The sequence below is a fragment of the Streptomyces sp. NPDC107575 genome, from assembly GCF_055657265.1.
On the sequence record NZ_JBVKBG010000010.1, the window covers coordinates 22,025 to 36,388 of the forward strand.

Consider the following 14,364-nt stretch of genomic DNA (forward strand, 5'->3'; position numbering starts at 1 on the left):
GGCACACTGCGGGCGGGCGGCGGGCCCCTACTGGGGTCCGCTCCCCAGTCGCCCCTCCAACTGGAGCAGCAACTCACCCAGCAGGGCGCTCAGTTGCGTGTCCTTGCCCTCACCGAGCCCCGAAAGGACCGCCCCCTCGTACGCGAGTTGACTCGGGAGCAGCTCGTCGACGAGGGCGCGGCCCTCGTCCGTCAGGCTGAGGTGGGAGACGCGGCGGTCGCGGGTGTCGCCGCGGCGGGCGATCAGGCCGCGCTCCTGGAGCTGCTTGAGGCGCTTGGTGACGGCGGCGCCGGAGGCGAACGTCTCGCGGGCGAGGTCGCCGGGGGTGAGCTCGCGCCCGGTCCTGCGCAGCGTACCGAGCAGATCGAACTCGGCCCTGGTCAGGCCCGCGTGCCGCAGCGGCGCGTCCTCGGCCTGCTGGAGCAGCGCGGCGCACCGGTTGATGCGCCCGATGATCTCCATGGGGCCGGTGTCGATGTCGGGGCGTACGGCCTGCCACTGCCGTACGACCGACGACACGATGTCGAGCGGCGCCGTTGCCGCCGGGCCTTGCTGCGTGCTCATGCCTGCCTGACCGGACCTTCCTCATGGGCCGAACGCTGTGCGTCCGCCACTATCCGCTACTTCTGGGCGCCCGCACCACTCGGGTCGCCCGCCATGGCCTGCCGCCGGACCGTGGCGGCGAGCGTACGGTGCCCGGACTGCTCGGCGGCGAGCACCCGCTCCTCGGGCAGGGCGCGCTGCCACCACTCGCCGGCCGCGGTGTCGGCGGCGGCACGCAGCTCGACGAGGGCGGCGGTGAGGCCGCGGCGGGCCGTCTCCAGGGCGGCGTGGCCCGGGGTGGGCAGCGCGAGCGTGCGCTCGGCGGACTCGCGGGCGGTGTCGCTCGCGGCGAGGGCCTTCTCGATGCCGTCGGTCGCACGCCGGTTGGTGACGGCGATGGCGGCGACGACGCCGAGCACGGCGCCGACGAGGGTGTCGATCACGCGGTCGCCGATCAGCTCGCCGGGCTCCTGGTAGCGGGCGAACTCGGTGACCAGGAGCGCCATCGGCGTCACGCACAGGCTGCCCAGCCAGTAGTTGCGGGTGATGAGCGCCTCGGCCCCGAAGGCGCAGGCGAGGCAGCACAGCACGAGGGCGAGCCGGCTGGCGTGGGCGAGCGGGACGACGGCCGCGAAGACGAGGACGCCGGCGATGTTGCCGACGACGCGCTGGATGCCGCGGTTCCAGGACAGCGTGAGGTTGGCCTGGTAGATCGAGGCGGCGGTGACGAGGGCCCAGTAGGGGCGGCCGACACCGAGGGCGAGCGAGCCGTATCCGGCGAGGGCGCAGCCGACGAACGTCCGCAGGGCGATGGGCAGCAGCGGCGAGCCGGGGCCGATCCGCCGCCACAGCGAGGGCTTGCCGCCCGCGAGCTCGGCCTCGATGCCGAGGAGTTCGTCGTCCATCCCGGCGATGCGCGCGGGCCGGGGCACCGAGCCCGCGCCGCGCAGTCCGGCCGCCCAGGTGCGCAGCCGGTCGGCGTCGGCGTCGCCCGGCGCCGCGATGGCGACCTCGGCGCGCAGCACGAGCCGCTCCAGGGCGCGCCGCGCCTCGGTGCGGGCGCCGGTGGCGAGCAGCGACTGCCAGGCGGCGTGCACGGCGGCGGCCGCCGCGCCGCGGGCGGGCGCGTGCTCGGGCCGCTCGACGTACGCGGCGGCGGCGTTCAGCGCGCGGGCGGTGGCGCGGCGCTCGGGTCCGTGCGGCCGGACGAGGGCGGGGGCCATGCCGACGATCCACGACACGGCGCCCGCGGCCAGCGTCAGCGCGAGGTGGCCCGGCACCTGCCCGAGGGTCTGCGGCGCGAACAGCGTCGCGGAGCTGATGAACGTGAAGATCAGGTGTCCCGGCGGTCCGATCCGGGTGGCGTCGCACAGCGTCTTCTGGGCGGCGGCGAGCAGCGCGCCGACGGCGACGAGGACGGCCGCGGACGAGGTGAGCGAGGCGGAGACCAGGGCGACGCCGACGCTCGCGAGCATTCCGACGACCACCCAGGCGAGGGCACGCGCGCGTGCCGCGTACGGGAGGTTGTGCCCGTACAGAGCGCACAGGCTGCCCGCCATCGTGTACATCGCCAGGTCGAGTCGGCCCAGGGCGAGCAGCGTCATGTTCGGTATCGCGGTGGCGACGACGACGCTGGTCGCGGGCTTGAGCCAGACGTCCGACGGCTTGTTGAGGCGCAGCACTCCGGCGAGCGGGAGGCGGTGGACGGCGGGGGTGCGAGGTGTCGGTGGTGTGCTGCTCATAAGAAAAGTTTAGCAGGTGTTTTACCCGTAAATGATTCCACGTGATCGGACGCACACACCGGAGGCGCGATCCGCCCGCGCGACCACCCGTGCTCCCCTGCGCCGCCATACGCCCCTGCCCGCCGGGGCATCTCCCTGACGGACACCGATGACGAGACGGACACGATGGGGGACCCGGTGCACGGACCGCTCTCGGCCGCGTGGCTGCTGGTCGCGCTCTGCGCGGCGACCGGCGCGTACTGCCTGCTGCGCCTGCGCAGCGACGTCGAGGAGCAGCGCCGCACGGCCGGCGGCGAGGCCCTGATGGGATTCGGGATGGCGCTGATGGCCGTCCCGGCGGCGGTGCTCACGCCCCCGCACTGGGCGTGGCTGCTGTACGCGACCGTGTTCGGGGCCGCCGCGCTCCGCGCCCTGTGGGCCTCCCGAACGGGGGGCCACCACCTGCACCACCTGGTGGGCACGTTCGCCATGGCGTACATGGCGGTGGCGATGGCCGTCCGCCCGGCGGCCCACGCGCACCACGGCGGCGCGGGCGCCCCGGCGCTCACGGGCGCGCTCCTCCTCTACTTCACGGTCTACGTCCTGTGGTCGGCCGCCCGCCTCGTTCCCGCCACGGCGGCCACGACGACCACCGGCCCCGCGGTCGCCGCCGGCTGGGGCGACCGTCCGGAGCTGGCGCGGGCGTGCCGGCTGTCGATGGGGATCGGGATGCTCGCGATGCTGCTGACGATGTAGCGGGTCGATCAACGAAACCGTGGCGTGCGTCACTTGACGCCTCAGGCCATACCCGTGGGTAGCGCTCGCCTCATAGGGTGACGGCCATGACGGTCCCCGTAGCACTGTTGCTGCTCGGCGCCCTTGCCGCCCTGGTCGCGCCGAGACTGCTCGCGCGCGCGGACTGGACGGAGCGGGAGCCGATCGTCGCGCTGTGGGCCTGGCAGTGCGTGGTGGCGGGTGTGCTGCTGTGCTGCGCCCTGTCGATGACGTTGAGCGCGGCGGCCGCCTGGGGCGCCGTGCGCGGCCATGTCTTCGCGGCCGCGCCGCACGGGGTGGTGGACGCGTACGCGCTGCGCGCCGCCGGTCCGTGGGCCGCGACCGTCGCCGTGACGCTCGCCCTGGGCGGGGCGTGGACGGCGGCGATGCTGGTGCGCGAGGTGCGGAACGCGCGGGCGAGGCGGCGCGCGCGGCGGGCCGAACTCCTGGAGCGGGCGCCGCTGTTGCCGGGCGAGGAGCCGGGCCCCGACCGCCTGGTCGTCCTGGAGGGCAAGCGCCCCGACGCCTGGTGGCTGGCGGGCCCGACGCCCCAACTCGTCATCACCACGGCCGCGTTGCAGCGCCTGAAGGGGCGCCGCCTCGACGCGGTGCTCGCGCACGAGATGGGGCACGCGCGGTGGCGGCACGACTGGCTGCTGCACTGCTCGGGCGCGCTGGCCTCCGGTTTCCCGCAGGTCCCGGTGTTCGCCTCGTTCCGCGACGAGATGCACCGCCTGGTGGAGCTGGCGGCCGACGACGTCGCGTCGCGCCGCTTCGGGCGGATGAACATCGCCCTCGCCCTGGTCGAACTCAACGAGGACCGCGGGGTGTTCGGCCCCTGTCCGACGCCGCACGCGCAGGTCCCCCAGCGCGTGCACCGGCTGCTCACGCCGCCGTCGCGCCTGTCGCCCGCGCACCGGCTGCGGCTCACGGCGGTCGCGGCGCTGATCCCGCTCGTCCCCCTCCTGGTCACCTTCGTCCCCGCCCTGCGGGCGCTGGGGTAGCAGCACGCCGCGCGGCCCACCGGGATGGCCCGCGCCGCGCCCGATGAGCGAGGATCGTTCCCATGCACCCGGCACGGCTCGACTCCCCGCCCCGACGCCCCCGACCCGTCCGCGCGCTCGCCACCGCGCTGGCCCTGCCCTCCGTCCTCCTGCTCGTCCTGGTGGCGCTCCGCTGGAGCCCGCTGATGGACGTCGACCGGGCCATCGCCCGCTCGCTGCACGGCCGGGCCCTCGCCGAACCCGGTGTCACGCACGTCAACCGCGTCCTGACCGACTGGGTGTGGGACCCCTGGACCATGCGGCTGCTGTGCGCGGTGATCGTGCTGCTCCTCGCGTGGCGGCTGCGGGACCTGCTGCTCGCGGGCTGGGTGGCGGCCACCTGCCTGGTCGGCACGCTGCTGCAGCAGGGCCTGAAGGCCGCCGTCGACCGGCCGCGCCCGGCCTGGCGCGACCCCGTGGACTCGGCGCACTACGCGGCGTTCCCCTCGGGGCACGCGATGACGGCGACCGTGGTGTGCGCGCTCACGCTGTGGCTGCTGCGGCGGTACGGGGCCGGGCGCGCGCTGTGGCGCACCGCGCTCGCGCTCGCCGTGGTGTCGGTGCTCGGCGTCGGCCTGACCCGCCTGTGGCTCGGGGTGCACTGGCCGACGGACGTGCTGGCCGGCTGGCTGCTCGGGGCGCTGACCGTGGTGCTGTCCACGGCGGCGTACGAGAAGTGGGGCGCGCCCAACGCCCGGTCTTGACCTGCGCGTTCGACGCGCCGGAGGATCGACGGCATGACGATCAAAGCCGTGCTGTTCGACTTCTCCGGGACCCTCTTCCGCATCGAGTCCACCGAGTCCTGGCTGCGCGCCGTGCTCGACGAGGCCGAACTGACGCTGCCGGACGAGGACTTCACGCGTGCCGTCGCGGGCCTGGACGCGGCCGGGGCGCTGCCGGGCGGCAGCACGCACCCGGTGAACGTCCCCGCGCACCTCGCCGAGCTCGTCGCCGCCCGTGACGTGGACGCCTCGGGGCACCGCGCCGCGTACACGGGCCTGGCCCGCCAGGTGCCACTGCCCGACGAGCGGCTCTACGACGCCCTGTACGACCGGCACATGACACCGGCCGCCTGGCGGCCCTACCCGGACGCCCACGAGGTCCTCGCCGGTCTGCGCGAGCACGGGCTGCCGGTGGCCGTGATCAGCAACATCGGCTGGGACCCGCGCCCCGTCTTCGCCGCGCACGGCCTCGACCGGTACGTCGACGCGTACGTCCTGTCGTACCGGCACGGCGTCCAGAAGCCGGACGCCCGGCTGTTCACGGCGGCGCTGGACGAGCTGGGCGTGGCGCCCGCGGACGCGCTGATGGTGGGCGACGACCGGCGCGCGGACGGCGGGGCGGCGGAGCTGGGCTGCGCGGTGCACTTCGTGGACCATCTGCCGGCCGAGGCCCGCCCCGACGGGCTGCGCCCGGTGCTCGACCTGATCCGAGCCGCCCTCACCTGACGCCGCGGCACGTGACGCGGCGGCACCTGACGGCCCCGCACACGACACAGCCGTATTCGGACGATCCCCCGCGTCGCCCGAATACGGCCGGTCCTCCCGCACACACCACGCCCAACAGGCCGGTGGCCGGGAAGCGCTGAGTATAGTTGGCTGCGAGCCAGTCAACGCAGGAGATAAGAATGTCCCCCCGCAGCGCATCGGTCAATGAGGAGTTGCGCCGACGTTCCCGCGAACGGCTCCTGCAGGCGACGTTGGAGCTCGTCGGGGAGCGCGGGTACGACGCGACGACGCTCGGTGACATCGCGGACCGCGCCCGTTCGGCGCGCGGTCTGGTCTCCTACTACTTCCCGGGAAAGCGGCAGTTGCTGCAGTCCGCGGTGCACCGGCTGATGCACCGCACCCTGGAGGAGGCGCTGGAGCGGGAGCCGCGGCCCGGCCTCGACGACGGGGACGAGCGGCTGGCCCGCGCCATCGACGCGATCCTCGGTCTCGCCCGCGACCAACCGCTCCTGATGCGTACGCACATGGCGGGGATCCTGCAGGCCGAAGGGTTTGTGCAGTGCCCTGAGCAGCAGCGGCTGGCGGCGCTGCTGCGCGACACGGTCGTGCGGCACGGGACGCTGGACGTCGACACGGACTATCCGATGCTGCGTGCCGTGCTGATGGGCGCCGTGTTCTCGATGCTCGTACCCGGGGTGCCGATGCGCCTCACGACCATGCGCGCCGAGCTGTTCCGCCGCTACGGCCTGGAATGGAAATGGGGCTTCCCGCCGGACGACGGGGATGACGCGTCGTCCGACGGGAGCCCCGCCCACGGCAGACCGGCCGATTTCTCGCGCTACTTCGAGCCGCTGTCACCGGCCGTGGGCGGTGGGCCGAGCGGTCAGCCGAAGTAGTCCGGCTGCGTCTGGACGTTGAGCTCGCCCAGGCGGATCTTCGAGGCCGGGTCGGTCCTGGCGTCCTTGATCTTCAGGACGTCGAAGCCCTTCGCGATGTCGTTCGAGAACACATAGCCGTTGTAGTAGTACGCGCTCCAGGACCCGCCCGTCTGGATCTTGTCGGTGCTGAGCGGGCCGCGCTCGAAGTAGCCGATCTCCTTGGGCTTCGCGGAATTGGTGAAGTCCCAGACGGAGACGCCGCCCTGGTACCAGGCCTGCACCATGAGGTCCTTGCCCTTGACCGGGATCAGCGAGCCGTTGTGCGCGACACAGTTCTCGGTGTCGGCCTGGTGGCGCGGGATCTTGAAGTAGCTCTTGAAGACGAGCTTGCGCTTGTCGCCCTTGCCGGTGATGTCGTAGATGCCGTCCGCGCCGCGGTCCGGGCCGATCTCCGCGTTGCAGGTGGCCGCGCCACCGCCGCCCAGCTCGTCGGTGAAGACGACCTTGTTGGCCTTCTGGTTGAAGGTCGCGGAGTGCCAGAACGCGAAGTTGACGTTGTCCTGGACCTGGTCGATGACCTTCGGGTTCTCCGGGTCCTTGATGGAGAACAGGATGCCGTCGCCCATGCAGGCGCCCGCCGCGAGGTCCTTGGAGGGCAGGACCGTGATGTCGTGGCAGCCGGTGGTCTTGGAGACGCCCGGGTTGGTGGGCGCGCCTGGGTTGCCGCCGCCGTCCTCGCCCTCACCGGGGAACAGGACCGGGAAGTTCACGACGGCCGCCTTCTGCGGCGCGTTGCGGGGCACCTTGATGACCGAGATGCCGTCGTGCGGCGGCCGGCAGTCGGGGAACGTCGCGCTCGGCGAGTACGAGGAGACGTAGACGTAGACGTTCTTCTTCTCCGGCACCAGGGTGTGGGTGTGCGAACCGCACGCGGTCTCGACGGCGGAGACGTACTTCGGGTTCGCCTTGTCGCTGATGTCGAAGACCTTCATGCCCTCCCAGGACGACTTCTCGGTCGCCGGCTGGGTGGTGGAGGCGCAGGAGTCGTCGCTGCGGGAGCTGTCCGTGGACAGGAACAGCAGGTTCCCGGAGACGGAGACGTCGTTCTGCGAGCCGGGACACAGCACCTGGGCGACCGTCTTCGGTGCCTTCGGGTTGCTGATGTCGAAGACGCGGAACCCGTCGTAGTTCCCGGCGAACGCGTACTTGCCCTGGAAGGCGAGGTCCGAGTTGGTGCCGGGCAGCGCGTCCTTGGGGATGTTGGTGACGTGCTGGATGTTGTCCGAGTGGACGACCTCGTCCTGGCCGGGTATGTCGCCGGCGGATATCGCCTTCTCGACCTCGGCCTCGGTGCTCCTCGACACGCTCTTGGGAGCCGCCGACTTGTCGCCCGGGTCGGGTGTCGCCGAGACGGGGCCCGCGGCGAGCAGCGCCGCGAGGAGTCCGGCCGCCGCGGTGGCAACTCCCAGGCGTCTGCGCCGTGTTCGGGGGGAGTACAGGGTCACTGTTGTCTCCTTGGGTGACGGTGACTTCGCTCGTACGTGAACGATTCACGGATCTCCCCGAGTATCGTCCTCCTCATGCACAGATCAATAGCTGGCAACGTAATCGTCATGAAAGTTGCCGTCGCCGCGCTGGCGGCGATGTCGGCGCTGGCATTGACCGCGTGCGACTCCGGGGGCTCCGGCGCCGCAGACAAGGCCAACTCCCGTGTGTCCGACGGGCCTTCGGTCATCGCGCCGGGCAAGCCGGGCGACGCGGCCGAGACGCTTTCGGCCAAGGACGCGAAGGAGCGCGGCGCGGACGACACCCCGAACTCCGCCGACGTCACCTACGCGCAGATGATGATCCCGCACCACGAGCAGGCCCTGAAGATGACCGAACTGGCCCCGAAGCAGGCCGAGTCGGAGCAGGTGAAGGGGCTCGCCGAGCGGATCGCCGCCGCGCAGGGTCCTGAGGTCGAGATGATGCGCGGCTGGCTGAAGAAGCACAAGCGCGACGCCTCGCCCGAGGGCCACAAGGCGCACGGCTCGATGCCGGGAATGGCGACCGACGCCCAGCTGAAGAAGCTGCGGGCCGCCAAGGGCAAGGCGTTCGACGAGCTGTTCCTGAAGCTGATGATCACGCACCACCAGGGGGCCGTCACGATGGCCACGGAGGTCAAGAGCGGCGGGAACAACGTGCAGGTGGAGGAGATGGCGGACGATGTGATCGCGCAGCAGACCACCGAGATCGAGCGGATGCGCGACATGTCCTGAGCGCCGCCCCGCGCCCCCTCCCACGCCGCCCCTCCCGGTGTCATGCTGGGACACATCAGCACCTCGGCGGAGGGAGCACCCCGTGCCGCACATCGCCGTCGTCGGCTCGGGTCCGAGCGGGGTCTACACCGCGCAGGGCCTCGTGCGGCAGGACCGCGTCCCGGACATCCGCGTCGATGTGCTCGACCGGCTCCCCTGCCCGTACGGGCTCGTGCGCTACGGCGTCGCCCCGGACCACGAGAAGATCAAGTCGCTGCAGAACAATCTGCGCACCGTCCTGGAGGACGAGCGGGTCCGCTTCCTCGGCGGCGTGGAGATCGGCCCGGCGCTGCCGCCCGCGAAGCTCCTGGAGCTGTACGACGCGGTGGTGTACTGCGTGGGCGCGGCGGCCGACCGGCGGCTCGGGATCCCCGGCGAGGACCTGCCGGGCAGCTGGTCGGCGACCGACTTCGTGGCCTGGTACAGCGCGCACCCGGACGCGGTCGACAGCGGTTTCGTCCGGGGTGTGCGCACGGCCGTCGCCATCGGCGTGGGCAATGTGTCGGTGGACGTGACCCGGATGCTGGCCCGCGGCGCCACCGAACTCCTGCCCACCGACATGCCGCGCGCCGCGCTCGACACCCTCGCCGCCAGCGAGGTCCGGGACGTGCACATGGTGGGCCGGCGCGGCCCCTCGCAGGCCCGTTTCACGACGAAGGAGCTGCGCGAGCTGGGCGGCCTCCCGGACACCGAAGTTCTCGTCGACGAGGCCGAGTTGGCGCTCGATCCGGCCTACGTCGATCCGTCCGCGCTGCCCGCCGCGCAGCGGCGCAACGTGGAGGTGCTGCGCGGCTGGGCCGCCGAGCCGCCCCGGGCCGCGCGCCGCCGTATCCACCTGAGGTTCTTCCTGCGCCCCGTCGAGGTGCTCGCGGGCCCCGACGGCCGGGTGGCCGGAGTCCGCTTCGAGCACACGCGGCCCGACGGGCACGGGGGCGTGAGCGGCACGGGCGGGTTCGAGACGATCGGCGCCGAGCTCGTACTGCGTTCCGTCGGGTACCGCGGGGTGCCGCTGGAGGGCCTGCCGTTCGACGAGCGCGGCGGCACCGTGCCGCACGCGGCGGGGCGGGTGCTGCGGGACGGCCGGGTGGCGCCGGGCGAGTACGTCGCCGGGTGGATCAAGCGCGGCCCGACGGGCGTGATCGGCACCAACCGGCCCTGCGCCAAGGAGACCGTCGCGTCGCTCCTGGACGATCTGGCCGGCGCGGACGCCGGTATCGCGCGGGACCCGCTGACCGGACTGATCGCGGCGGGGGCGCGCCCCGTGCAGTGGGACGGGTGGCGGGCGATCGAGCGGGCCGAGGCGGAGCTGGGCCGCGGGCTCGGGCGGGGGTCGGTGAAGATTCCCGACTGGGACGGCCTGCTGAGCGCGGCGCGGGGCTCGTAGCCGATCCGACGCGGTCCGGGGGCAAGGACACGTAGCGGCAACACGACGGAAATCAACAAAACGTTCAAGCTCAATACGTTCTCGTGCATGACAACGCACCCCGTGGACCAGGTCCCGCCCGTACGCCAGTTGGCGGCGTTCGGGCTGCAGCACGTGCTCGCCATGTACGCGGGCGCGGTCGCCGTGCCGCTGATCGTGGGCGGCGCCATGAAGCTGCCGCCCGCCGACCTCGCGTATCTGATCACCGCCGACCTGCTGGTGTGCGGGATCGCCACCCTCATCCAGTGCGTGGGCGTGTGGCGCTTCGGCATCCGGCTGCCGATCGTGCAGGGCTGTACGTTCGCGGCCGTGTCGCCGATGGTGCTGATCGGCACGACGGGCGGCGGACTGCCGGCGATCTACGGCGCGGTGATCGTCGCGGGTCTCGCGATGATGCTCCTCGCGCCGGTCTTCGGGCGGCTGCTGCGCTTCTTCCCGCCGCTGGTCACGGGCACGGTGATCCTGATCATCGGCCTGTCACTGCTGCCGACGGCGGGCACGTGGGCCGCGGGCGGCTCCGGCGCGAAGGACTTCGGGGAGCCGAGGAACCTCGGACTCGCGGCGCTCGTCCTGGTGCTCGTGCTCGGCGTGCAGCGGTTCGCGCCGCCCGCCCTGAGCCGGGTCGCCGTGCTGGTGGGCATCGCGGTGGGCACGGCGGTGGCGATCCCCACCGGCTTCACGGACTTCTCGGCGGTCGGCGACGCGAACTGGGTCGGGATCAGCACACCCTTCCACTTCGGGGCCCCGGAGTTCCACGCGGCGGCGATCGTGTCGATGCTGATCGTGGCGCTGGTGACGATGACGGAGACGACCGGTGACTTCATCGCGGTCGGCGAGATGACGGACCGGCCGGTGGACCGGCGCGCGCTCGGCGACGGCCTGCGCGCCGACGGCTTCTCGACCGTGCTCGGCGGCGTCTTCAACACCTTCCCGTACACGGCGTTCGCGCAGAACGTCGGCCTGGTCGGCATGACGAAGGTGCGCAGCCGGTGGGTGGTCGCCGTCTCGGGCGGCATCCTGATCCTGCTCGGGCTGCTGCCGAAGCTGGGCGCGGTGGTCGCCGCGATCCCCTCCCCGGTGCTCGGCGGCGCGGGCCTCGTGATGTTCGGGACGGTCGCGGCGAGCGGCCTGAAGACCCTGGCGAAGGTGGACTTCGAGGGGAACGGCAATCTGACCGTGGTGGCGGTCTCCGTGGCGGTCGGCATCCTGCCGGTGGGCGTGCCGACGCTCTACGAGCACTTCCCGAACTGGTTCCAGACGGTGATGGACAGCGGCATCAGCGCGGGCTGCCTGACGGCGATCGCGCTGAACCTGCTCTTCAACCACCTTCCACAGAAGGCGGGTTCGGCGCCGTCAGCTCCCGCCGAGCCGGTCGTGCTGCCGCGCGGCCGCGTCGAGGATGTGGTCCAGCAGGCCGGGGAAGAGCGCGTCTAGATCGTCCCTGCGCAGCCCGTTCATCTTGGCGGTCCCCCGGTAGACCTGCTCGATCACCCCGGCCTCCCGCAGCACCCGGAAGTGGTGCGTGGTGGTCGACTTGGTGACGGGCAGGTCGAAGGCCGAACAGGACAGCTCGGCGTCCGCCGACGCCGCCATCTCCCGGACGACGGCCATGCGCATCGGGTCGGACAGCGCGTGCAGCACCGTTTCGAGCCGGATCTCCGTGCGGTCGGGGTGCGCGAGGGTGCGACCGCCGGTGGCGGCCTCGGTGTGCGGTGCTGCGGCCGTCATGGACGACTCCCCTTCGCGGTGCGGATGGCTGGATGCCTGCGGTGCGTTGCGGCCATTGTACGAGAACCCTCGTAGTTTGACATCCGCCGTACTACGGTGGCTATCGTACTAGGCAGATCCTCGTCGCCAACCGCGAGGCACATCCGCGATCCACACCGAATGGAGTCCGCCGTGAGCGCACTGTTCGAGCCCTACACCCTGCGGTCCCTGACCATCCCCAACCGCGTGTGGATGCCGCCGATGTGCCAGTACAGCGCCGCTCCCGAGGGCCCGCTCACCGGTGCGCCCAACGACTGGCACTTCCAGCACTACGGGGCGCGGGCCGCGGGCGGCACCGGCCTGATCATCGTCGAGGCGACCGGCGTCTCCCCCGAAGGCCGGATCTCCCCGCAGGACCTCGGCATCTGGAACGACACGCAGGTCGAGGCGTTCCGCCGGATCACGTCGTTCCTGAAGTCGCAGAACACCGTTCCGGGCATCCAGCTGGGTCACGCGGGCCGCAAGGCCTCGACCGACCAGCCCTGGAAGGGCGGCGCTCCGGTCGGCCCCGACGCATACGGCTGGGAGGCCGTCGCCCCGAGCGCGGTGCCCTTCGACGAGCACCACCCGGTGCCCGCCGAGCTGTCGGTCGAGGCGATCAAGGAGATCGTCCAGCAGTTCGTCGACGCCACCCGCCGCTCCCTCGACGCCGGTTTCGAGGTCATCGAGCTGCACGGCGCGCACGGCTACCTGATCGGCGAGTTCCTCTCCCCGCACTCCAACAAGCGCACGGACGAGTACGGCGGCTCCTACGAGAACCGCACCCGTTTCGCCCTCGAGGTCGTGGACGCGGTCCGCGAGGTCCTGCCCGAGGAGCTGCCGCTGCTCTTCCGCATCTCCGCGACCGACTGGCTGGACGGCGAGGAGGGCTGGACCGCCGACGACACCGTCCGGTTCGCCGCCGAGCTGAAGGAGCACGGCGTGGACCTCATCGACGTGTCGACCGGCGGCAACGCGGCGGGCGTCCGCATCCCGCTCGGCCCCGGCTACCAGGTCCCCTTCGCGGCGCGTGTCCGCAACGAGGCCGGGGTCCCGGCCGCCGCCGTCGGCCTCATCACCGAGCCCGAGCAGGCCGAGAAGATCCTCGCCAACGGTGAGGCCGACGCGGTCCTCGTCGGCCGCGAACTCCTCCGCGACCCGTCCTTCGCCCGCCACGCGGCGCGCGAGCTGGGCGCCGAGAGCCACGTGCCGGACCAGTACCACCGGTCGGTCTGAGCGAACGGCCGTGTGCCCCCGCGATCCGCCGATCGCGGGGGCACACGCCTGTGTCAGTGCCCGGCCACCACTCCGGACAGCTCATTGGTGCTCTTCGGCAGCTTCACCGACGTGAGCTTCTTGCCGGTGTCCAGGTCGATGGCGTGCAGGGCCTTCTCGCCGGGCTCGGAGACGTACGCCGTGCGGTCGCGGACGAACAGCGTGGGCCGGGGCTGCTGCCAGTCCAGGGGCTCCCGCCACTCCCCCACGGCGTCGATCCTCTTCTCGACCTTGCCGGTGGCCGGGTCGATGACGTGGATCCGCCCGTCGGTGCCCAGGACCAGCGCCTCGCCCTCGGGGCCGCGGGCCAGCGAGCGGAACGAGTAGCTGGTTCCCAGGTCGACCAGGCGGAGCTTCTTCTTCTCCGTGTCGACGAGGGAGACGCGGGTGGGGCGTTCCAGCTCGGCCTCCTCGTCGGTCTTGTAGTCGCCGAGGAGGACCGGGGAGGCGTCACTGCCGGCCTGGTTGCCGATGCGGCCGTAGTCGTCGGGGGCGTCGACCTTGGTGAACCTGCCGTCCTTGTAGATGAGGATGCCGTCCTCGCAGCCGACCCCGATCGCCTCGCCCTTGGCCGCGGCCTCGCCGTGCACACCGGGGCACTTCTCGTTCCGGGCGATCTCCTTGTTGTCCTTGTCGAGGACGAGCACGCCGGTGCGTGTCTCCTTGTCGCCCAGGGTGCTGAGGAGTTCGCCGTTCTCCAGCTCGATGGCCACGCCGTGGTGCGCCTCGGCCGAGGTGTAGGTGCGGCCCTCGGGCTTGGTGCCGTCGCCCAGGTCGGCGGGGTCGAAGACGTTGACCTCGCCGGTGCCGTCGGTGAACAGCACCGTCTTGCCCGCGTGCCGGACGACATGGCCGGGCTCGGAGCCCTTGTAGCGGATGTCGGTGAGGCGCTGTCCGGCGGCGTCCAGGACGCGGAAGCCGCTGTCGGTGGAGACGACGACGTGGTCCTTGTCCCCTGCGGGATTGAGCCGGTTGAAACCGGGCAGCTCGATCGTCTTGGCGAGCTTCAGGCTCTTGCCGTCGAGTATGTAGAGGCCGCCGTCGAAGCCGGCGACGAGCGGGTCCTTGACCGCCGCGGCGGGCGTGGCGCCCTTGGCCTTGGACGAACTCTTGGTGTCGTCCTCGCTGCCGCAGGCGGTCAGGACCGTGGCGAAGGCCAGGGCGCAGGCCGTTCCCCCGAGGGCTCTTCTGCGGGTGCTCCGGGTCGTGTTCACGT

General features: G+C 72.2%; 14 protein-coding genes. 9 read left to right on the forward strand and 5 right to left on the reverse strand.

Going from position 1 to position 14,364, the window contains the following annotated elements; translation table 11 throughout:
* Window positions 1-27 precede the first annotated feature (27 nt).
* Both ACZ7L4_RS37710 and ACZ7L4_RS37715 read right to left on the reverse strand, forming a co-directional pair.
* The gene (locus ACZ7L4_RS37710) at window positions 28-564 is read right to left on the reverse strand and encodes a MarR family winged helix-turn-helix transcriptional regulator (RefSeq protein WP_472109557.1); all 537 of its coding nucleotides are present in this window, start codon (window positions 562-564) and stop codon (window positions 28-30) included.
* Between the two features lie 56 nt (window positions 565-620).
* Window positions 621-2,285 (reverse strand): FUSC family protein, encoded by a 1,665-nt coding sequence (locus ACZ7L4_RS37715; protein ID WP_472109558.1) that lies wholly within the window; start codon window positions 2,283-2,285, stop codon window positions 621-623.
* Between the two features lie 177 nt (window positions 2,286-2,462).
* Here ACZ7L4_RS37715 and ACZ7L4_RS37720 point away from each other — a divergent pair, with 177 nt between their 5' ends.
* The 5 genes from ACZ7L4_RS37720 to ACZ7L4_RS37740 all read left to right on the forward strand — a co-directional run bounded on the left by ACZ7L4_RS37720 (window position 2,463) and on the right by ACZ7L4_RS37740 (window position 6,425).
* Window positions 2,463-3,020 carry a DUF5134 domain-containing protein gene (locus ACZ7L4_RS37720; protein WP_472109559.1) on the forward strand — a complete coding sequence of 186 codons (558 nt, stop codon included), beginning with the start codon at window positions 2,463-2,465 and terminating at the stop codon, window positions 3,018-3,020.
* 86 nt (window positions 3,021-3,106) lie between these two features.
* Window positions 3,107-4,042, forward strand: a complete 936-nt coding sequence (locus tag ACZ7L4_RS37725; RefSeq protein WP_472109560.1) for a M56 family metallopeptidase — start codon at window positions 3,107-3,109, stop codon at window positions 4,040-4,042.
* Between the two features lie 62 nt (window positions 4,043-4,104).
* Window positions 4,105-4,785, forward strand: coding sequence for a phosphatase PAP2 family protein (locus ACZ7L4_RS37730; RefSeq protein ID WP_472109561.1), 681 nt, complete (start codon window positions 4,105-4,107; stop codon window positions 4,783-4,785).
* Between the two features lie 33 nt (window positions 4,786-4,818).
* On the forward strand, window positions 4,819-5,529 hold the full coding sequence (locus tag ACZ7L4_RS37735) for an HAD family hydrolase (RefSeq protein ID WP_472109562.1): 711 nt from the start codon (window positions 4,819-4,821) through the stop codon (window positions 5,527-5,529).
* A gap of 179 nt (window positions 5,530-5,708) precedes the next feature.
* The gene (locus ACZ7L4_RS37740) at window positions 5,709-6,425 is read left to right on the forward strand and encodes a TetR/AcrR family transcriptional regulator (RefSeq protein WP_472109563.1); all 717 of its coding nucleotides are present in this window, start codon (window positions 5,709-5,711) and stop codon (window positions 6,423-6,425) included.
* On the opposite strand, the gene ACZ7L4_RS37745 is transcribed toward ACZ7L4_RS37740, so the two are convergent.
* Window positions 6,413-7,912, reverse strand: a complete 1,500-nt coding sequence (locus tag ACZ7L4_RS37745; RefSeq protein ID WP_472109564.1) for an LVIVD repeat-containing protein — start codon at window positions 7,910-7,912, stop codon at window positions 6,413-6,415. The genes ACZ7L4_RS37740 and ACZ7L4_RS37745 overlap by 13 nt on opposite strands.
* Window positions 7,913-8,020: 108 nt before the next feature.
* Here ACZ7L4_RS37745 and ACZ7L4_RS37750 point away from each other — a divergent pair, with 108 nt between their 5' ends.
* The 3 genes from ACZ7L4_RS37750 to ACZ7L4_RS37760 all read left to right on the forward strand — a co-directional run bounded on the left by ACZ7L4_RS37750 (window position 8,021) and on the right by ACZ7L4_RS37760 (window position 11,561).
* Window positions 8,021-8,665, forward strand: coding sequence for a DUF305 domain-containing protein (locus ACZ7L4_RS37750; RefSeq protein ID WP_472109565.1), 645 nt, complete (start codon window positions 8,021-8,023; stop codon window positions 8,663-8,665).
* An 82-nt stretch (window positions 8,666-8,747) separates the two neighbouring features.
* Entirely contained in the window at window positions 8,748-10,088 is a 1,341-nt protein-coding gene (locus ACZ7L4_RS37755) for a ferredoxin--NADP reductase domain-containing protein (protein WP_472109566.1), read from the forward strand.
* A gap of 87 nt (window positions 10,089-10,175) precedes the next feature.
* A complete protein-coding gene (locus tag ACZ7L4_RS37760; protein WP_472109567.1) occupies window positions 10,176-11,561 on the forward strand; it encodes a nucleobase:cation symporter-2 family protein in 1,386 nt (461 codons plus the stop codon).
* On the opposite strand, the gene ACZ7L4_RS37765 is transcribed toward ACZ7L4_RS37760, so the two are convergent.
* Window positions 11,481-11,855, reverse strand: a complete 375-nt coding sequence (locus tag ACZ7L4_RS37765; RefSeq protein WP_472109568.1) for an ArsR/SmtB family transcription factor — start codon at window positions 11,853-11,855, stop codon at window positions 11,481-11,483. The genes ACZ7L4_RS37760 and ACZ7L4_RS37765 overlap by 81 nt on opposite strands.
* Before the next feature lie 171 nt (window positions 11,856-12,026).
* On the opposite strand from ACZ7L4_RS37765, the gene ACZ7L4_RS37770 reads away from it, so the two are divergent.
* On the forward strand, window positions 12,027-13,109 hold the full coding sequence (locus ACZ7L4_RS37770) for an NADH:flavin oxidoreductase/NADH oxidase (RefSeq protein ID WP_472109569.1): 1,083 nt from the start codon (window positions 12,027-12,029) through the stop codon (window positions 13,107-13,109).
* Between the two features lie 53 nt (window positions 13,110-13,162).
* On the opposite strand, the gene aztD is transcribed toward ACZ7L4_RS37770, so the two are convergent.
* Window positions 13,163-14,362 (reverse strand): zinc metallochaperone AztD, encoded by a 1,200-nt coding sequence (gene aztD / locus ACZ7L4_RS37775; RefSeq protein WP_472109570.1) that lies wholly within the window; start codon window positions 14,360-14,362, stop codon window positions 13,163-13,165.
* Window positions 14,363-14,364: the final 2 nt, after the last annotated feature.